15 protein-coding genes are annotated in these 18,703 nt (G+C 65.5%); 7 read left to right on the top strand and 8 right to left on the bottom strand.

All coding sequences use genetic code 11. The annotated features are described in order from the left end of the window. Positions 1 to 17 precede the first annotated feature (17 nt). Positions 18 to 1,259, bottom strand: a complete 1,242-nt coding sequence (locus tag ABC969_RS02350) for a TetR/AcrR family transcriptional regulator (protein WP_345862691.1) — start codon at positions 1,257 to 1,259, stop codon at positions 18 to 20. A 157-nt stretch (positions 1,260 to 1,416) separates the two neighbouring features. Between ABC969_RS02350 and ABC969_RS02345 the strand changes: the two genes are divergently transcribed. From ABC969_RS02345 to ABC969_RS02320, 6 genes are all read left to right on the top strand, one after another. Further along, positions 1,417 to 2,694 (top strand): acyl-CoA dehydrogenase family protein, encoded by a 1,278-nt coding sequence (locus ABC969_RS02345; protein WP_345862690.1) that lies wholly within the window; start codon positions 1,417 to 1,419, stop codon positions 2,692 to 2,694. A 97-nt stretch (positions 2,695 to 2,791) separates the two neighbouring features. Further along, on the top strand, positions 2,792 to 3,877 hold the full coding sequence (locus tag ABC969_RS02340) for a Zn-dependent alcohol dehydrogenase (RefSeq protein WP_345862689.1): 1,086 nt from the start codon (positions 2,792 to 2,794) through the stop codon (positions 3,875 to 3,877). Beyond that, positions 3,877 to 4,929 carry a phosphotransferase family protein gene (locus tag ABC969_RS02335; protein ID WP_345862687.1) on the top strand — a complete coding sequence of 351 codons (1,053 nt, stop codon included), beginning with the start codon at positions 3,877 to 3,879 and terminating at the stop codon, positions 4,927 to 4,929. Before ABC969_RS02340 ends, ABC969_RS02335 begins: the two co-directional genes overlap by 1 nt. Positions 4,930 to 5,060: 131 nt before the next feature. Further along, positions 5,061 to 5,825, top strand: a complete 765-nt coding sequence (locus ABC969_RS02330) for an SDR family NAD(P)-dependent oxidoreductase (RefSeq protein ID WP_345862686.1) — start codon at positions 5,061 to 5,063, stop codon at positions 5,823 to 5,825. 109 nt (positions 5,826 to 5,934) lie between these two features. Then, positions 5,935 to 6,732, top strand: a complete 798-nt coding sequence (locus tag ABC969_RS02325; RefSeq protein ID WP_345862685.1) for an SDR family NAD(P)-dependent oxidoreductase — start codon at positions 5,935 to 5,937, stop codon at positions 6,730 to 6,732. Between the two features lie 24 nt (positions 6,733 to 6,756). Further along, positions 6,757 to 6,930 (top strand): hypothetical protein, encoded by a 174-nt coding sequence (locus ABC969_RS02320; protein WP_345862684.1) that lies wholly within the window; start codon positions 6,757 to 6,759, stop codon positions 6,928 to 6,930. A gap of 7 nt (positions 6,931 to 6,937) precedes the next feature. On the opposite strand, the gene ABC969_RS02315 is transcribed toward ABC969_RS02320, so the two are convergent. The 6 genes from ABC969_RS02315 to ABC969_RS02290 all read right to left on the bottom strand — a co-directional run bounded on the left by ABC969_RS02315 (position 6,938) and on the right by ABC969_RS02290 (position 15,251). Beyond that, positions 6,938 to 8,209, bottom strand: coding sequence for an NRAMP family divalent metal transporter (locus ABC969_RS02315; RefSeq protein ID WP_345862683.1), 1,272 nt, complete (start codon positions 8,207 to 8,209; stop codon positions 6,938 to 6,940). Positions 8,210 to 8,437: 228 nt separating this feature from the next. Further along, the gene (locus ABC969_RS02310) at positions 8,438 to 9,316 is read right to left on the bottom strand and encodes an acyl-CoA thioesterase (protein WP_345862682.1); all 879 of its coding nucleotides are present in this window, start codon (positions 9,314 to 9,316) and stop codon (positions 8,438 to 8,440) included. 4 nt (positions 9,317 to 9,320) lie between these two features. Next, positions 9,321 to 10,448 (bottom strand): acyl-CoA dehydrogenase family protein, encoded by a 1,128-nt coding sequence (locus ABC969_RS02305; protein ID WP_345862681.1) that lies wholly within the window; start codon positions 10,446 to 10,448, stop codon positions 9,321 to 9,323. 102 nt (positions 10,449 to 10,550) lie between these two features. Continuing rightward, positions 10,551 to 11,741, bottom strand: coding sequence for an acyl-CoA dehydrogenase family protein (locus ABC969_RS02300; protein ID WP_345862679.1), 1,191 nt, complete (start codon positions 11,739 to 11,741; stop codon positions 10,551 to 10,553). Positions 11,742 to 11,882: 141 nt separating this feature from the next. Then, positions 11,883 to 13,916, bottom strand: a complete 2,034-nt coding sequence (locus ABC969_RS02295; RefSeq protein ID WP_345862677.1) for a 3-hydroxyacyl-CoA dehydrogenase NAD-binding domain-containing protein — start codon at positions 13,914 to 13,916, stop codon at positions 11,883 to 11,885. A 114-nt stretch (positions 13,917 to 14,030) separates the two neighbouring features. Beyond that, complete coding sequence (locus ABC969_RS02290; protein WP_345862676.1) at positions 14,031 to 15,251, bottom strand: serine hydrolase domain-containing protein; 1,221 nt, start codon at positions 15,249 to 15,251, stop codon at positions 14,031 to 14,033. Between the two features lie 128 nt (positions 15,252 to 15,379). Here ABC969_RS02290 and ABC969_RS02285 point away from each other — a divergent pair, with 128 nt between their 5' ends. Further along, positions 15,380 to 17,131, top strand: a complete 1,752-nt coding sequence (locus tag ABC969_RS02285; protein ID WP_345862674.1) for a class I adenylate-forming enzyme family protein — start codon at positions 15,380 to 15,382, stop codon at positions 17,129 to 17,131. 8 nt (positions 17,132 to 17,139) lie between these two features. On the opposite strand, the gene ABC969_RS02280 is transcribed toward ABC969_RS02285, so the two are convergent. Further along, positions 17,140 to 18,627, bottom strand: coding sequence for an FGGY family carbohydrate kinase (locus ABC969_RS02280; protein WP_345862673.1), 1,488 nt, complete (start codon positions 18,625 to 18,627; stop codon positions 17,140 to 17,142). Positions 18,628 to 18,703: the final 76 nt, after the last annotated feature.

The following is an 18,703-nucleotide window of genomic DNA, read 5'->3' as shown; positions in this document are numbered from 1 at the left end:
GCCGTTACCGGCGTAAATTACAGGCTCAGTACCCGATCGTCGAACAGACCGAACGCCAGCGTGGAGGCGTAGACCGCCACCGCCTTGTCGCGCGGCATGGTGGCGGCCCATTTGCGCATGTCGAACGCGGCGTTCTGCAGCGCCATCAACGCCTGCGCCGCCACCAACGTATCGACCGGGCGGATCGAGCCTTCGGCGATACCGTCGCTCATCGTGCCGGCATAACGGCGGGCAATACGGTTCGAGCGTTCGAGCATCTCCGCGCGCACACCCAGCGGCAGGCCGGACAAGGCCGTGGTGCGCAGCAGTGGACCGCGCTGCGAGAATTGCACATCGAGCAGCGTGGCGATGGTGCTCGATAAGCGCTGCCAGTGATCGCCGCCGGTCTCGTCTGCCAGGCGCTGCGCGTCGGCAATGGTATCGAAGCTGCGCTTGTAGCAAGCGATGACCAGATCATCCTTGGCATCGAGGTGGTGATAAAAGCTGCCCTTGGTGACGTTCAGCTCGGAGGCGATCTTCTGCACCGAGGCGCCGCGATAGCCGAGTTCATTGATCAGCCGCGTGGCGGCGAGCAGAAAGGCGGCACGACCGGGCTCGGCGCTGTTGTGATCGAGATCGATCAACGCTGGCGCCCATTTCTGGCCGGGGGCCGCGATGCCGTGTTCGAACACGTGCATCAGCCGCGCCTCGACGCGATCATATTGATCGGCGTCGTAGCGAGTCAGCCAGACGGGCAGCCAGAACGTGTTTTCGAGCAGCACGTGCGCACGGGCGCCGCGCAGATCGGTTTCCGCGCGCGTCTTGGCCGGGCCCCATAGCGTCCGCGTCTTGCGGAATACGTCGCGCCATGCGGTCATCAAGTGGCCGCGTGCGGGCTCTTCCATCGCGCGCAGATCGGACAGGACGGCGAACGGCGTCTCCGTGCCGCGGTCGATCGCCGCCAGCCGAGCCATGTTGATCGAGAGATATTTGGCCACGCGCGCTTGCGGGGTGGCCTCCCGCAGCGCTTCGTCGAGCATCGCCTGGAGCTTCTCCAGCGTGTTCTCGAAGCAGGAGGTGGCGAGATCTTCCTTGCGCTTGAAATAATAAGTGACGCTGGTGGTATTGAGCCCGACGCGGCGCGCGACATCGGCAAAGGTCATGCCCTTGGCGCTTTGCTCGTTGATCGCCTGCGCGGCGGCGGCCAAGATCGCATCGCGCTTGGCGCGGAACCTTTTGGTGCCGCTTTCGTCGTCGATCAGGGTCTGGTCAGTCGCCATCGGCCCTGTCTATCAAGTTCCTTTAGAAGAAACAGTCTTTTTTGCCGTGCGCTTGCAGGGGCCGAAATATCTCGCCGCGCGGCTTTACCGAAAACGCGGTACGGTCTACCCAGCAATCGAACGGGCCTCTGGCCGGGCATCTTGTGGGAGAGCGATCATGGATTTCACGCTGAGCGAGCGCGAGACATATTTCCGGGATCGGGTGCGCGATTTCATCGATCAGCATATCCGCCCGCGCCAGGCCGACTATGACCAGCAGGCGCATGAAGGCGAGCGCTGGAAGGTGATCCAGGTGATCGAGGACATGAAGCAGAAGGCCAAGGAGGCCGGCTTGTGGAATTTCTTCATGCCGCCGCATTCGGGGCAGAATCATGTCGACGACACGTTCGAGTTTGAAGGCACGCAGCTGAGCAATCTCGAATATGCCTTGTGCGCGGAGGAAATGGGCAAGGTCGGCTGGGCCTCGGAAGTGTTCAACTGTTCGGCACCCGACACCGGCAATATGGAAGTGTTTCATCGTTACGGTACGCGTGATCAGAAGGAACGCTGGCTCAAACCGTTGATGCACGGCGAGATTCGCTCGGCCTTTTTGATGACCGAGCCGGCGGTGGCCTCGTCGGACGCCACTAATATCGAAACCAGCATGGTGCGCGATGGCGATCACTATGTGATCAACGGCACCAAATGGTGGTCGAGCGGGGTGGGCGATCCGCGCTGCGCCGTCGCCATCGTGATGGGCAAGACCAACCCGGAAGGCGCGCGGCACAGCCAGCAGAGCCAGATCCTGGTGCCGATGGACGCGCCCGGCGTGACGATCAAACGCATGTTGAGCGTCTATGGCTATGATCATGCCCCGCACGGGCATGGCGAGGTGGTGCTGAAGGACGTTCGCGTGCCGGTGGACAATCTGCTGCTTGGCGAAGGGCGCGGGTTCGAGATTGCGCAGGGGCGTTTGGGGCCGGGGCGCATCCATCACTGCATGCGCACCATCGGTGTGGCGGAGACCGGGATCGAGGCGATGGCCAAACGGCTGCTGACGCGCGTCGCGTTCGGCAAGCGGATTGCCGATCAGTCGGTGTGGGAAGAGCGCATTGCGCGCGCGCGGATCGATATCGAGATGACGCGACTGCTGTGCCTCAAGGCGGCGGACATGATGGACCGTGCGGGCAACAAGAGCGCACAGCAGGAGATCGCGATGATCAAGGTGCAGGCGCCCAACATGGCGCTTAAGATCCTTGACGATGCAGTGCAGGCGCATGGCGGCGGCGGCGTGTCGGGTGATTTCCGGCTGGCGCATGATTGGGCGCATATGCGCACGCTGCGCTTCGCTGACGGGCCCGACGAAGTGCACAACCGCGCGATCGCGCGGCATGAGTTCGGCAAATATGCCGAGCTGCCGGCGGCGGTCGCGGCGAAGGATGCGATGCGGCGGTAAATGCAGCTGTCACCCCAGCGAAAGCTGGGGTCTCCTGGTAACGAAGCGCGCGGTGGCGGCTTGAGCTCCCAGCTTTCGCTGGGATGACGAGGTTAGAATGAAAGCAGCAGTCCTTTACGCCCCCAAGACCGATCTCGTGATCGAGGACATCCGTGTGTCCGATCCCGGCCCGCGCGAAGTGCTGATCCGCACCATGGCGGTCGGCGTGTGTCGATCGGACCTGCATTTCATCGATGGCGCCTTTCCGCATCCGATGCCGACGGTGCCGGGACACGAGGCGGCGGGCGTGGTCGAGGCGGTGGGATCGGATGTCGCGCATCTCAAGGTCGGCGATCATGTCATCACCTTCTTCACCGTGTTCTGCGGCGCGTGCGAATTCTGCGTGTCCGGGCGGCCGAGCCTGTGTGTGGATCCATCGACGCGGCGGGCGAAGGGCGCGCCGCCACGGTTATCCTTGGACGACGGCACGCCGCTGGCGCCGTTCCTCAATCTCTCGGCCTTTGCCGAGATGATGCTGGTGCATGAGAATGCCTGCGTGGCAATCTCGAAAGAAATGCCGATGGATCGTGCGGCCTTGCTCGGCTGCGCGGTGATTACCGGCGCGGGGGCGATCTTCAACGACAGCCAACTCAGGCCGGGCGAGACGGTGGCAGTGATCGGCTGCGGCGGCATCGGGCTGGCGGCGATCAATGCCGCCAAGATCGCCGGCGCGGGACAGATCATCGCGATCGATCCGGTGGCGGACAAATTGGCGCTGGCCGAGAAACTGGGCGCGACACATGGGTTCGATGCGATGGACCCCGATCTGACCAAGAAGGTCATCGCGCTGACCGAGGGGGGCGTGCATTATGCCATCGAGGCGGTGGGTCGGCCGAATACCGCGGAGCTCGCCTGGAATATCCTGCGGCGTGGCGGGACGGCGACGATCCTCGGCATGATCGCGCCCGGCGGCGAGGTGAAGATACCGGGGCCGACCTTCCTGACGGGCAAGAAATTGCAGGGCTCGCTTCTGGGCTCGACGCGCTTCCCGATCGACATGCCGCGGCTCGTGCAGCTCTATCTCGATGGCAAGCTCGATCTCGACACGATGGTGGCGGAGCGGATCGGGCTGCAGCAAGTCAACGAGGCGATGGGCAAATTGCGCACCGGGGATACGGTGCGCTCGGTGATCGAGTTCGCGTGATGGATGAATCGCCACAGACCATCGCCGTGCCGGAAAAGGATCGGCTCGACGAGGCCAAGCTGACCGCGTGGATGGAGGCCAATGTCACGGGGTTCGAGGGGCCGCTCAGCTACTCGAAATTCTCCGGCGGGCAATCCAACCCGACGTTCAAGATCACCTCACCATCGGGCACCTATGTGCTGCGGCGCAAGCCGTTCGGCCATCTGCTCCCCTCGGCGCATGCGGTGGACCGCGAATATCGTGTGATTGCGGGCCTGTACCCGACCGGGTTTCCCGTCGCGCGGCCTTATGGGCTGTGTACCGATCCGGAGGTGGTGGGGACCGATTTCTATGTCATGGGCTTCGCCGACGGGCGCAACCTGTGGGACGGGACGCTCCCCGATTATGCTCCCGCCGAGCGCACGGGCATCTATGAAGCGATGTGCGACACGCTGGCGGCGCTGCACAACACCGATGTGGAGGCCGCGGGGCTGGGCGATTATGGCCGGCCGGGCAATTATTTCGAACGCCAGGTGGCGCGCTGGACCAAGCAATATCGCGCCTCCGAGACCGAGCATATGGAATCGGTCGAGCGGTTGATCGACTATCTTGGGCGCACCGTGCCCGAGCAGACGCGGACGTCGGTGGTGCATGGCGATTTCCGCATCGACAACATGATCTTTCATAAGACCAATCCGCGCGTGATCGCGTTGCTCGATTGGGAATTGTCGACGCTCGGCGATCCGCTGGCCGACTTCTCCTATTTCCTGATGAGCTGGGTGACGGCGCCCGAGGGGCGATCCGGGGTGCTGGGCATGACGGGCACCGAGACGGGGATTCCGACGATCGAGGCGATGGTGTCGCGCTATTGCGCGGCGACCGGGCGCGACGGGGTGCCGGATCTCAACTGGTATTTCTCGTACAATCTCTTTCGGCTGACCGGGATCGTGCAGGGGATCAAGAAGCGCATCGTCGAGGGCACGGCATCCAGCGCGCAGGCGGAGAAATCGGCGGCGGGGGTGTACCGGCTGGCCGATGCGGCTTGGGATTTTGCGGTGAAGGCGGGGGCGTGATCACCGCGCACGCGCGCCTCCAACGTCATCCCAGCGCAAGCTGTGATCTTTATGGGGCGGGCGCGCCGCTCGCCTCGTCGAGACCCCAGCCCCCGCTGGGGTGACGGCTATTTGAAATGGGATGACCAAATATGTCGTTATTCGATCTGACCGGCAAAGTCGCGATCATCACCGGCTCGACCAAGGGCATCGGCAAGGCAAGCGCGGTCGAACTGGCCGAACACGGCGCCCGGGTGGTGATTTCCAGCCGCAAGCAGGATGCCTGCGATGCCGTCGCCGCCGAGCTCAATGCGCGGTTCGGCGCGGGCACGGCGATCGCGGTGGCGGCCAACATCTCCGACAAGGCGGCGTTGCAGCATCTGGTCGACGAGACGCGCGCGGCGTTCGGGCAGATCGACGTTTTAGTCTGCAATGCCGCGTCTAACCCCTATTACGGGCCGCAGGCGGGGATCTCCGACGATCAGTTTCGCAAGATCCTCGACAACAATATCGTCTCCAACCACTGGCTGATCGCCATGGTCGCGCCCGAGATGTGCGCGCGGCAATCGGGTTCGATCGTCATCGTGTCGTCGATCGGCGGCCTGCGCGGCTCGAGCGTCATCGGCGCCTATTGCATCTCCAAGGCGGCGGACATGCAGCTGGCGCGCAACCTGGCGCATGAATTCGGGCCGGATAATGTGCGCATCAACTGCATCGCGCCGGGGCTGATCAAGACCGATTTCGCGCGCGCCCTGTGGGAAGATCCCGCGCGGATCGCCGCGGCAAACGAGACGGTGCCACTGCGCCGGATCGGCGTGCCCGAAGAGATCGCCGGGGCGGTGGTGTTTCTGGCGTCGCCGGCGAGCGCGTTCATGACCGGGCAGTCGATCGTGATCGACGGCGGGGTGACGATCTAGGTCCATGCCGTCGCCCCAGCGGAGGCTGGGGCCTCGTGCCGGGAGGGCGCGGTTTGTGGCTTGAGATCCCAGCTGTCGCTGGGATGACGGTGGGGTGAGGGAGACGGACATGCGGTTCAGCGGCAAATCGATCATCGTGACCGGAGCGGGCTCGGGCATCGGGCGCGCGGCGGCGCGATTGTTCGCCAGCGAAGGCGGCTCGGTAATCTGTGGGGATATCACCGCGGCGGCGGAGGAAACCGCGGACATGATCGTTGCCGCGGGCGGCGCGGCGCACGACATCATCATGGACGCGGGGAACGAGGAGGACGTGATCCGCGCGGTGGCGGTCGCTGGCGAATATTATGGCGGGCTTGACGTGATGTTCGCCAATGCCGGCATTTCCGGCGGCATGGCCAATATCTTCGATACCGATGTGGCGCTGATCACCGAGGTGCTGCGCGTCAATCTGATCGGGCCGTATCTGGCGATCAAGCACGCCGCGCCCAAAATTGCCGAACGGGGGGGCGGCGCCATCGTGCTGACGGCTTCGGTCGCGGGAATCCGTTCCGGCGCGGGGTCGCCCGCCTATTCCGCGTCCAAGGCGGGGGTGATCAACCTGGCGATGGTCGCGGCGCAGCAATTGTCCGGCTCCAACGTGCGCGTCAACGCGATCTGCCCGGGGCTGACCGAGACGGGGATGACCAAGCCGACATTCGATTATGCCCGCTCGGCCGACAAGATGGATCGCGTCGGGCGGCTCAATCCGTTGCGCCGCGGCGCGCAGCCGGAGGAGCTGGCCAAGGTCGCCGCGTTCCTGGCGTCGGACGATGCGAGCTATGTCAACGGGCAGGCGATCGCGGTGGATGGCGGGCTATCGTCGAGCCATCCCGTGACCAAACAGGAATATGGTAAGACGGCGGTATGAACGCCAACGCGAAGGGCAAGGAGCATGGCGAAGACGCGCGTCCGTGTGCGGGGCAGACGATTCGAATTCGACCTGCAAACGGAAATATCGCCCGCCGGGCTGCTGGCGATCGCCGCGATCGTGCTCGCCAGCGCGGTCGTGACCGGGGTTGCCATCCGTGAAGCGAAGCGCCCACGCCTGACGCGCCAAGAGGGCTGACGCGCAGCTACAGCGTGAAGGCGAAGAAGATGGCCGTGGCCGCGGCCATCACCAGGGTGGCGACCCAACCCAATACCGTCGCCCCGAGCGGCAAGGTCAATTGCCCCATCGCGCGCTTGTTGCGGACGATCAGCATCATCATCGCCATGAGCGGCGCAGCCAGCACGCCGTTGACCACCGCCGCCCAATATAAGGCGCGGACCGGATCGATCGCCACCGAGGTAAGCGCCGCGCCGGCCAGCGTGGTCACCGCGATCGTGGTATAGAAAAGCCGCGCCTGCAGCGGTTTGGCGTCGAGGCTGCCAGACTTGCCGGTCATTTCCGTCACCGCATAGGCTGCCGAACCGGCCAGCACCGGTACGGCGAGCAAGCCAGTGCCGATGATGCCGAGCGCGAACATCGCGAAGGCGAACCGTCCGGCAATCGGCCGCAACGCCTCGGCCGCCTGCGCCGACGTGGCGATATCCGTCACGCCGTTAGCGTTGAGCGTCGCCGCGGTGGCAAAGACAATCGCCAGCGACACGATCGAGCTGAACGCCATGCCGACCAGCGTGTCCATGCGCACGCGGGCGAGCTCGGGGCCGGCCTCGCGTGGCGCGATACATAGCGGCTTGGCGTGGTGGCGGTGCTGCTCCTCGATTTCCTGCCCGGCCTGCCAGAAGAACAGATAAGGGCTGATCGTCGTGCCGAGGATGGCGACGAACGCCGTTGCATAGGCCGCATTCCATTGCACTTCGGGCACGACCAGCGAGGCCAGTGCGCGGCCCCAGGGGACGCCCGCCACCGCGACCACCGCCACATAGGTAAACAGCGACAGCGTGGTCCATTTGAGGATCGCGGCGTAGCGCGGATAGCTGAGCGTCACTTCCAGCACGACGCACAGGATCCCGAACAGCAGCGTATACAGCACGGCATTGCCGCCCGTCAGCAACACCAGAGCGGCGCCCATCGCGCTCAGATCAGCGCCGAGATTGATGATGTTGGCGATCAGCAGCAGCGTGACCATCGTCCACAGCACGGGCCGCGGATAATGGCGACGCAAATTGCGCGCGATGCCCGCGCCGGTCACGCGGCCGATCTCGGCAGCGACTTGCTGGATCACGACCATCAGCGGGAAGCTCAGGACGAATGTCCAGGCCAGGCCATAGCCGAATTGCGCACCGACCTGGCTGTGCGTGCCGATGCCGCTGGGATCGTCATCGGCCGCCCCGGTGACCAGCCCGGGCCCCAGCGTGCGCAGGAAGCCGCGCTTTACGGCGCGGGGTGCGGCCACAGCCACCGTGTCGCTACGCAAGGCGTGGGCCGCACTGTCTGATCATCGGCGCGTCGCTCCTCCCCGGAATATGCGCCGCGATTATAGCGCATAGCGGGGCACAGGCTCTACGCAGTTCCCCGGGGTCCGCGCGGTTTGGAATCGCTTGCGCCGCGCGGTCCCCTTCGACGCGCGCGCGAGAGAGCGGGCCTCGCCGTCAGGGCTCACTACTCAGAATGCCGCCCGCGCAGCAGACTATTGGCGCAGCCGCATCAGCCCTTCCTGCGCGACGCTGGCGACGAGGCGGCCGTCCTGCGTGAAAATCTGGCCGCGGTTGAAGCTGCGCGCATGGCCGGCCCAGGGGCTGTCGCAGGCGTACAGCAGCCATTGGTCGGCGCGGAATGGCGCATGCAGCCATAGCGCGTGATCCAGGCTGGCGGTCTGCAGGTTATGCGTCAGCCAGTTGATGCCGTGCGGCAGCGTGCCGGTGCCGAGCAGCGACATGTCAGAGGCGTAGGCCAGAATGGCGCGGTGGAGGACGGGATCGTCGCCAACGGCCGAGCAGATGCGGAACCAGCTTTGCTGGCGGGGCGCGCTTTTAACCGGGTCGAGCCAGGAACGTGGCGAGACCGGACGGATCTCGATCGGGCGGGGCTTGAGGAACGTGCGGCGGAAGCGTTCGGGAACGCGATCGGCCATTGCGGCGCGAAGTTCGGTATCAGGTTGCAGGGCATCCGGCGGCGGCGCATCGGGCATCGTGTCCTGATGATGCAGGCCTTCCTCGGGCGTTTGCAGCGAGCAAGTCAGCGTCAGGATGGGTTGCCCCTTCTGCAGCGCGATGACGCGGCGCGTGGCGAAGCTCTTGCCCTCGAAATCGCGCACGACGCGGTAGAGGATGGGGAAATCCTCATTGCCCGGGCGCATGAAATTGGCGTGTAGCGAATGCGCGATCTTGGGCGCCTCGGTCGAGCGTTGCGCGGCCTGCAGCGCCTGGGCGATGACCTGGCCGCCGAACACGCGGCCGAAGCCGTCCTTGCCGCGTTTGCCGCGATAGAGATCGGTATCGAGTTCCTCGATGTCGAGCAGATCGCAGAGATCGGCGGCAAGCGCGGCGGGGCTTGGCAGTTCGGTCATCGCCTCAGTAGCCGGCGGCGCGGGCGAGCTTGTCGGCGTGGTAATTGGCGTCGCCGAACATTTCGGCGAGGACGCGGGCGCGCTTCATGTAGAAACCGATATCGTATTCGTCGGTCATGCCGATGCCGCCGTGCATCTGGATGCCTTCCTGGACGCTGAGCGTGGTGGCGAGCGCGGTCATCGCCTTGGCGACCGAGACGGCGTCATCTGCCTTATCTGAGCCGGCGTCGAGCAATTGCGCGGCCTTGATCACTGCGGCGCGGGCGACTTCCATTTCGCTGTAGAGATGAGCGGCGCGGTGCTGCAGCGCCTGGAAACTGCCGATCGTCGCGCCGAACTGACGGCGCTCCTTGAGATAGCCGATCGTCATATCCATTGCGCCGGCGCCGACGCCGAGCGATTCGGCGGCGGCGCCGGTGCGGCCGGCGCGGAGCAGGCGCGCGAGCGGATCGGCGCCGGCGTCGATCTCGCCGATCACCGCGTCGGCATCGACGTCGAAGGAGACTAAAGTGACCGTTGCGGCGATGCTGGAATCCGCCAGGCGTTCGCTATCTATTTGAATTCCGGGCGATGTTGGATCTACCGCGAACAGGGTGATGCCGTCTCGTTCGTGCGCCGCGCCGGCGGTGCGGGCGGCGAGGATGATGAGATCGGCGATGTGACCGTGCGTGACGAACTGTTTGCGCCCCGACAGCGTGAAGCCGTTGCCCGAGCGCTTGGCCTTGAGCGCGATTGTGTCACGATGCTTGGGGCCTTCATCGATGGCCAGCGCGGCGATGGAATCGCCCGACAGGATGCCGGGGAAATAGCGCGCGGCGTGCGGCGTGCCCTTCAATGCCTCGACCGCGGCGACGGCGGTGGTGAGGAAGGGAGAGGGCGAGAGGTTGCGGCCGATTTCTTCCAGGACGACGCCGGCTTCGACATGGCCGAGGCCCAGGCCGCCATCAGCTTCGCTCATCAGCATGCCGGTGAAGCCCATATCGGCGAAGCTTTTCCACAGGTCGCGGGAGAGGCCGTCCGGGTTCTGCTCGTCGCGCAGTTTGCGGAGGTGGGCGACGGGGGCGTGTTCGGCGATGAAGTCGCGCGCGGTGTCGCGGAGCATCTGCTGTTCGTCGTTGAGGTAGAGGGGCATTTTTGATCGCTTTCGTCATCCCAGCGAACGCTGGGATCTTTGTGGGGCTGGCGCGGCGCGCGCCTCAGGGAGACCCCAGCGTTCGCTGGGGTGACGGGACGGCTAGGCCGAGGGCAGTTCCAAAATCCGCTTGGCGATGATGTTGAGCTGGACTTCGCTCGTGCCGCCCTCGATCGAATTGGCCTTGGTGCGCAGCCAGGCGCGCGGCATCGCGCCGCCCGAGGAGGACGCGCTTTCCCATTCCAGCGCGTTGGAGCCACCGGCGGACATCATCAGTTCGTAGCGGCTCTTGTTGAGCTCGGTGCCGTAATATTTCATCATGCTGGGCTGCGCGGGGTGCGCGCGACCGGCTTTCAGCTCATCAATGAAGCGCTCGCTCATCATGCCGAACGCTTTGCTGCGGACCTCGAACAGCGCGATGCTGGCGCGAAGCAGCGGATCGGCGAGGCGGCCGTCATGATCGAGCCCGACGGTGGCGATGGCGCCGTCGATCAGCGGATTGCCGCCGGTGGAGGCGAGCCCCATGCCGGAGATCATCTCGCGTTCGTGCCCGAGCAGATATTTGGCCACGTCCCAGCCCTTGTTCTCCTCGTGGACGCGATTTTCCTTGGGCACCTTCACGTTATCCATGAAGGTCTCGCAGAAGGGCGAGTAGCCGCTGATCAGCAGGATCGGCTTGGTCGAGACGCCTTCGCTGGCCATGTCGAACAAGACGAAGCTGATCCCGCCCTGCTTATTGGTCTTGTCGGTGCGGACGAGGCAGAAGATCCAGTCCGCCTTGTCGGCATACGAGGTCCAGACTTTCTGGCCGTTGACGAGATAGTGATCGCCCTTGTCCTCGGCCGAGGTGGCGAGCGCGGCGAGATCGGAGCCGGCGTTCGGCTCGCTATAGCCCTGGCACCAGCGGATTTCGCCGCGCGCGATCTTGGTCAGGTGGTTGAGCTTCTGTTCCTCGGTGCCGTATTTGAGCAGGGCCGGGCCGAGCATCGAGATGCCGAACGAGTTGAGCGGATTGCGCGCGCGGATCGCGGCCATTTCTTCGCGCAGGATCTTGGTTTCGGCCGGGCTGAGGCCACCGCCGCCATAAGCCTTGGGCCAATCGGGCACGGTCCAGCCTTTCGCCGCCATCCGGTCCATCCACGTTTTCTGCGCCGGCGTGAGCATGGATTGATCGCGGCCGCCCCAGACGGCGTCCTTTTCGGAACGGACGGGCTCGCGCATTTCGGGCGGGCAGTTTTCGGCGAGCCAGCGCCGGGTTTCGGTGCGGAAGGTGTCGAGATTGGTGTCGGTCATGTCGTGGCTCCTCACCTCATGTCGTCACCCCAGCGAACGCTGGGGTCTTTGTGGGCTGGGGCCGCGCTCGCCCCGCTGAGATCCCAGCGTTCGCTGGGATGACGGCTGGGGGAGCGGGGTGCCGCTCCCCCCATCCCCGGGTTATTTATTAAACCCGCCACCGTTCTCAGCCTTGCTCTTGAGCAATCCGGCCACCTGGAAGCCGTGCTTCTCCAGACCGCCCACGATCTTCGCCAGTCCTTCGGTGTCGGCCCAGAACATCGGGCCGCCGCGATAGACCGGCCAGCCATAGCCATAGATCCACACCACATCGATGTCGGACGCGCGCTGCGCCATCTTCTCCTCGAGGATCAGCGCGCCTTCGTTGACCATCGTGTACAGCGTCTTTTCGATAATCTCCTGATCGCTGATCTCGCGCTTCTGCAGGTTCGATTTGCTGCGGAAATCCTCGATGATCTCGGCCACGCGGGGAGAGGGGGTGGGGTTTCTTTTCTCGTCATAATCGTAGAAGCCCGCCTGCTTCTTCTGGCCCCAGCGGCCTTCGGCGGCGAGCGCGTCGCGGATATTCTCGATGCGCGTCGGATCGCGATGCCAGCCGATATCGACGCCGGCGAGATCGCTCATCTGGAACGGCCCCATCGGCATGCCGAAGTCGACATGGACGCGATCGATCTGCTCCGGGGTGGCGCCTTCCATCAGCAGCTTCATCGCCTCGACCTGACGGGGCTTAAGCATGCGATTGCCGATGAAGCCATCGCACACGCCGGCGACCACCGCGACTTTCTTGATCTTCTTGGCAAGCGCCATGACGGTGGCTAGCACGTCGTCCGCGGTCTTGGCGCCGCGCACGACCTCCAGTAGCTTCATCACGTTGGCGGGGGAGAAGAAGTGCATGCCCAGCACATCGCCTGGACGGCTGGTGGCGGTGGCGATCTCATCGACATTCAGATAGCTGGTGTTGGAGGCGAGGATCGCGCCGGGCTTGGCGATGGCATCGAGCCTGGCGAAAATCTCCTTCTTGACGCTCATTTCCTCATAGACCGCTTCGATGATCAGGTCGCAATCGGCCAGCGCATTGAAATCGAGCGTGGGGGTGAGCGCGCCCATCGCCTGCTCGACCTGCTCGGGCTTGAGGCGCCCCTTGGCGGCGCTGGCCTCGTAATTCTTGCGGATCACGCCGGTGCCGCGATCCAGCGCGTCCTGCGCCATTTCGACGATGGTGACGGGGATGCCGGCGGACAGGAAATTCATGCTGATCCCGCCGCCCATCGTGCCGGCGCCGATCACGCCGACCTTGTTGATCGGCCGGAGCGCGATATCGGCGGCGATGCCGTCGATCTTGGCAGCCTGGCGTTCGGCGAAGAAAATGTGGCGCTGCGCGGCAGATTGTACGCCCATCATCAGCTTCATGAACTGTTCGCGTTCGAAGGCGATGCCCTCGGCGAAGCTCGACCCGTCGGCGGCTTTCTCGACACAGGCGATGTTGGCGGCGGGCGCATCGAAGCCGCGGAACTTGCGGGCATTCTCTTTCTTGAACGCGGCGACGGCGTCCGGATCGGCGGTCGCGGCCTTTTCGCTGGCGCGGGGCAGTGGCTGCACGGCGGCGATCTCGCGCGCGAAGGCGATGGCGTCGGCGGCGAGGCTGTCTTCACCCGCGAGGCGATCGATCAGCCCGGCGTCGAGCGCTTTCCTGGCCGAGATCGGATCGCCCTTGGCGGTCATTTCCAGCGCCAGCGAAACGCCGGCGATGCGCGGGATACGCTGCGTGCCGCCGGCGCCGGGGAGCAGCCCGAGCTTGACCTCGGGGGTGCCGATCTTCGCGCTCGGGACGGCGATGCGGTAATGGCAGCCGAGCGTGACTTCGCAGCCGCCGCCAAGCGCGGTGCCGTGGATCGCGGCGACGACCGGCTTGGTCGAGGCTTCGATCTGATCGACGACGGCGGGCAGGCCCGGCTCCTCCATCGGCTTGCCGAATTCGGTGATGTCGGCGCCGGCGAAGAAGGTGCGGCCGTCGCAGCGGATGACCATCGCCTTGATCGCCGGATCGGCCAGACCCTGCGCGATGCCGGCGGCGAGCCCCTGGCGGACGGCGGCGCCGAGCGCGTTGACCGGCGGGTTGTTGGAGATGATGACGAGGATGTCGTCATGGATTTCGGTGGTGATCGGGCTGGTCATTGTGGTCTCTCCTAGTCGGAATGCGTCATCCCAGCGCAAGCTGGGATCTTTGTGGGGCGGGCGCTGCACGCGCCTCGTTGAGACCCCAGCTTTCGCTGGGGTGACGGTTGTGGGTTAAGTCAGGGCCGAATAAATCAACGTCTTCAATTCTCTTCGGATCGGATATTGGCTGCTGGGCGAGAGCTGCGTCATGAATACCATGCTCAGCCGCTCGACCGGATCGATGAAGAAGGCGGTGGAGAACATGCCACCCCAATAATATTCGCCGACCGAGCCGGGAACCATGCCGGGCGCGAGATCCTGGTTGACCGCGAAGCCGAGCCCGAAGCCGGTGCCGGCGAGCGCGGCTTCGCTGAACAGCGAGCGCGACATCTGCGTGAGATCGCGGCCGCCGGGCAAATGGTTAAGCGTCATCAGCTCCAGCGTCTTGCGGCCGATGATGCGCTGGCCATCGAGCGTGCCGCCGTTCAGGCACATCTGGCAGAAACGGTGATAATCCAGCGCGGAGGAAACGAGGCCGCCGCCGCCCGACAGGAATTTGGGTTTGCGGCCCCAGGCGCTGTCGGCGCCGCGATCGTACATCACGCGGCCCTTTCCGGGCGCGAAGGTGTAGCAATCGGTGAGGCGATCGATCTTGTCTTCGGGCACGTTGAAGAAGGTATCGTGCATACCAAGGGGCACGAAGATGCGCGTTTGGAAAAACGCGTCGAGCGGCAGGCCGGAGAGGCGCTGGATCACCGCGCCGAGCACATCGGTGGAGACGGAATAATTCCACGCCTCGCCGGGGGAGAATTCGAGCGGGATCCGGGCGAGCTGCGCGACGAAGCCATCGAGATCATAATCGCCGTGCCAATGCTCCAGCTTGTTCGCGCGGTACGCGGCATCGACGCTGGTGCGATATTGAAAGCCGTAAGTGAGGCCCGACGTGTGCCGCAGCAGATCGACCATGCGCATCGGCTGCGCGGTGGGGCGGGTCTGGAACGGGACGGAGCCGCCGCCGGCCACGTACACGCCGAGCCCCTTGAATTCGGGCAGGACGTGATGGACCGGCGTGTCCAGCGCGACCTTGCCTTCCTCGACCAGCATCATGAAGGCGATCGAAGTGATCGGCTTGGTCATGCTGGCGATGCGGAACAAGGCGCTTTGATCGAGCGGCGCGCCACCTTCGCGCGCACGCCCCTGGCTGGCGAAATGGACGATCTCGCCATCGCGCGCGACCAGCAGCTGCGTGTGCGCGAGCAGCCCGCTGTCGATATAGCGCTCCTTGAGCAGCGTATCGATCCGCGCCAGCCGCGCGGCGCTGAAGCCATGATCTCCAGGCTTGGCGGTGTTCATGCTCTGCCCATACCCCAGTTTCGAAACGGATGGCTTCCTATTGCCTTGAGTGAAGCGTGAATCAACTCTAAACGGGCGAATATCGGCAGATAAGCCAAACCCGATGTTCAGATTACCGGAGAGACGCCTTGCAGGACCAACCACTTGTCACGCTTGATCCGTCGTGGCCGGCGCTGTCACTGGCCGACGCCGAGGCGTTGCTGACCGCGCCTGGGGCGAAATTCGAGATGGAGACGATCACGCTGCGGGGCGTGCCGACGCGGGTGTGGAAGAATGCGCCGCCGAGCCTGGCGTGGCTGGCGCAGGCGGCGCGGGCGCATGGCGCGCGCGTGTTCACCATCTATGAGGACGAGCGCGTGACGTTCGAGGCGCAGTATCGCGCGGTGGCGATGCTGGCGACCAGACTGCAGGCGATGGGCGTGGCGAAGGGCGACCGCGTGGCGCTGGCGATGCGCAATCTGCCCGAATGGCCGGTGATCTTCTTTGCCGCCGCCAGCATCGGCGCGATCGTGGTGCCGCTCAACGCCTGGTGGACCGCCGGCGAGCTGGAATATGGCGTGGATGATTCGGGTGCGCGCGTCCTGTTCGTCGATGACGAGCGGCATCAGCGCTTTATTGAGGCGGCGCCGGCATTGCCCGCGGTGGAGCGGCTGATCGTGGCGCGCGCCTCGTCGCCGCTGGAGGGGCGGGCGTCGCGGCTGGAGGATCTGATCGGCACGCCGCACGATTATGCCGCGCTGGAGGAGGTGCCCTTCCCGCAGGTGCCGATCGCGCCCGATGACGATGCGACGATCTTCTATACCAGCGGCACCACGGGGAGCCCCAAGGGCGCGCTCGGCACGCATCGCAACCTGATGACCAATATCATGTCGAGCGGTTACGGCGCGGCGCGCGCGCTGCTGCGGCGCGGCGAGCCGGTGCCCGATCCGGTGCCGCGCACCTCGCTGACCGTGATTCCGTTGTTTCACGTTACGGCGTGCAGCGCGGGGCTGATGGGCATGGTGGCGAGTGGATCGACCGCGATCTTCATGCGCAAATGGGATGTGGTGCGCGCGATGGAGCTGATCGAGCGCGAGCAGGTGCATATGACCGGCGGCGTGCCGACGATCGCCTGGCAGTTGCTGGAGCATCCCGAACGGTCGCGTTACGATCTCTCGTCACTGGAGGTGATCGCTTATGGCGGCGCGCCGTCCGCGCCCGAACTGGTGCGGCGCATCCATGAGGAATTCGGCGCGCTGCCCGGCAATGGCTGGGGCATGACCGAGACGATGGCGACGGTGACGAGCCATGCCGCGGAAGATTATCTCAACCGCCCGACCAGCGCCGGGCCGCCGGTGGCGGTGGCCGATCTCAAGATCATGGACGAGGATGGCGCGCGCGAAGTGCCGGTGGGGCAGGTCGGCGAATTGTGGGCGCGCGGGCCGATGGTGGTGAAGGGCTATTGGAACAAGCCCGAGGCGACCGCGGAGACATTCGTCGACGGCTGGGTGCGCACCGGCGATCTGGCGCGGCTGGATGACGAGGGGTTCGTCTATATCGTCGATCGCGCCAAGGACATGATCATCCGTGGCGGCGAGAACATCTATTCGAGCGAGGTGGAAAACGTGCTGTACGCGCATCCCGCGGTGACCGATTGCGCGCTGATCGGGTTGCCGCACCGCGTGCTGGGCGAGGAACCGGCGGCGGTGGTGCATCTGGCGCCGGGCCTGACGGCGAGCGAGGCGGAGCTGCAGGCGTGGGTGCGCGCGCGGCTGGCGGTGTTCAAGACGCCGGTGGCGATCCGCTTCGTCGATCAGACGCTGCCACGCAACGCCAATGGCAAGATCCTGAAGAAGGATCTGAAGGCGTTGTTCGAGGATCGGGCGAGCGCCGCGGCGTGAACGGGTGATCAGGCGGCTGCGAGCGTGACCACGCTGGCGACCGCCTTTTGCCAGCCGGCCAGCCGCGCGGCGCGGGCATCGGCGTCGATCGCCGGGGTGAAGGTTTCCACCGCGCCGCGCATCACGCCGGCGGCGGCGAGATCCGCGAACAGCCCGCTGCCGACGCCGGCCAGCATGGCGGCGCCCAGCGCAGTGGTCTCGGCGAAGCGGGGGCGCTCGACGGGAATGCCGAGCATGTCCGCCATATCCTGCGCCATCCAGTTGTTGGCGACCATGCCGCCATCGATGCGCACGCAATTCCAGTTGATGCCGTCGGCGGCGAACGCAGCCTCCAGATCGTGCGCCTGGTGCGCCATCGCTTCGAGCGCGGCGCGGACGATGTGCGCGCGGGTGGTGGAGAAACTGAGCCCGGAAATGCTGCCGCGCGCATCCGGCTCCCACCACGGCGCGCCCAGCCCCGACAGGGCGGGGACGAGATAAGTGCCGCCATTGTCGGTTACGCTGCGCGCCAGCGCCTCGGTCTCGGCGGCCGTGCCGATCAGGCCGAGCGTGTCGCGCAGCCATTGGATCAGGCTGCCGGCGACGAACACCGATCCTTCGAGCGCGTAGGAGCGCCGCCCATCGAGCTGCCAGGCGATCGTGGATAGCAAGCGGTGACGCGAGGTGGGGGGCGTCGGGCCGGCCTGGGTGAGGACGAACGCGCCGGTGCCGAATGTCGCCTTGGTCTCACCGACCTGCAGGCATGACTGACCGATCGTGGCCGCCTGCTGATCACCGGCGATGCCGCAGATCGGGATCGGCGCGCCGAACAAGGTGGTCTCGCCGAAGCGGCCGGCGCAATCGACAATCTCGGGCAGCGCCTTGCGCGGCGCGCCGAACAATTCGATCAGGCCGTCATCCCAATGCCCGCTGCCGATCGCCATCAGGGCGGTGCGGCTGGCGTTGGTCGCATCGGTGATATGCAGCCCGCCCCGTTCGTCATTGGCGGTCAGCTTCCAGATCAGCCACGAATCGATCGTGCCGATGGCCAGATCGTCGCCCGCCTCGCGCAGCTGCGGCCAATGCGCCATCGCCCAGCCGATCTTGGAGCCCGAGAAATAGGGATCGAGCACCAGCCCGGTCTTGGTCTGCACCGCGGGCTCATAGCCCTGCTCCTTGAGCGCGCGGCACGTGGCGGCGGTGCGGCGATCCTGCCAGACGATAGCGGGGGCCAGCGGCTCGCCGGTGCGGCGGCTCCAGAACACGATCGTCTCGCGCTGGTTGGTGATGCCGATCGCGGCAATCGCCTCGGCGCCCCCGGCTTCGGCGACCACCTCGTGCGCCACGGCGAGCGTGCGCTGCCAGATTTCGGCGGCATCATGCTCGACGCGGCCAGGCTCGGGATAATGCTGCGTCAGCTGTTGCTGCGCGGTGTGGCGGCATTGGCCGTCCGGGCCAAACAGCATCGCGCGGGTCGAGGTGGTGCCTTCGTCGATGACAAGAATCTGGTCGCGCATCTCGCCGTGCTAGCCGGGATTACAAGCGCTGGGAATGCCGCTAGGGTTTGGCGATGGTGAGCGTTGAGGACAAAGC

The sequence above is a fragment of the Sphingomonas qilianensis genome, from assembly GCF_039614825.1.
Lineage (GTDB): Bacteria > Pseudomonadota > Alphaproteobacteria > Sphingomonadales > Sphingomonadaceae > Sphingomonas > Sphingomonas qilianensis.
This window is presented reverse-complemented; position numbering and strand designations above follow the sequence as displayed.

Excerpts from the sequence above, each read along its gene's own strand:
- ABC969_RS02350 (WP_345862691.1), bottom strand. The coding sequence starts at position 1,259 with ATGGCGACTGACCAGACCCTGATCGACGACGAAAGCGGCACCAAAAGG.
- ABC969_RS02345 (WP_345862690.1), top strand. The coding sequence starts at position 1,417 with ATGGATTTCACGCTGAGCGAGCGCGAGACATATTTCCGGGATCGGGTG.
- ABC969_RS02340 (WP_345862689.1), top strand. The coding sequence starts at position 2,792 with ATGAAAGCAGCAGTCCTTTACGCCCCCAAGACCGATCTCGTGATCGAG.
- ABC969_RS02335 (WP_345862687.1), top strand. The coding sequence starts at position 3,877 with ATGGATGAATCGCCACAGACCATCGCCGTGCCGGAAAAGGATCGGCTC.
- ABC969_RS02330 (WP_345862686.1), top strand. The coding sequence starts at position 5,061 with ATGTCGTTATTCGATCTGACCGGCAAAGTCGCGATCATCACCGGCTCG.
- ABC969_RS02325 (WP_345862685.1), top strand. The coding sequence starts at position 5,935 with ATGCGGTTCAGCGGCAAATCGATCATCGTGACCGGAGCGGGCTCGGGC.
- ABC969_RS02320 (WP_345862684.1), top strand. The coding sequence starts at position 6,757 with ATGGCGAAGACGCGCGTCCGTGTGCGGGGCAGACGATTCGAATTCGAC.
- ABC969_RS02310 (WP_345862682.1), bottom strand. The coding sequence starts at position 9,316 with ATGACCGAACTGCCAAGCCCCGCCGCGCTTGCCGCCGATCTCTGCGAT.
- ABC969_RS02305 (WP_345862681.1), bottom strand. The coding sequence starts at position 10,448 with ATGCCCCTCTACCTCAACGACGAACAGCAGATGCTCCGCGACACCGCG.
- ABC969_RS02300 (WP_345862679.1), bottom strand. The coding sequence starts at position 11,741 with ATGACCGACACCAATCTCGACACCTTCCGCACCGAAACCCGGCGCTGG.
- ABC969_RS02295 (WP_345862677.1), bottom strand. The coding sequence starts at position 13,916 with ATGACCAGCCCGATCACCACCGAAATCCATGACGACATCCTCGTCATC.
- ABC969_RS02290 (WP_345862676.1), bottom strand. The coding sequence starts at position 15,251 with ATGAACACCGCCAAGCCTGGAGATCATGGCTTCAGCGCCGCGCGGCTG.
- ABC969_RS02280 (WP_345862673.1), bottom strand. The coding sequence starts at position 18,627 with ATGCGCGACCAGATTCTTGTCATCGACGAAGGCACCACCTCGACCCGC.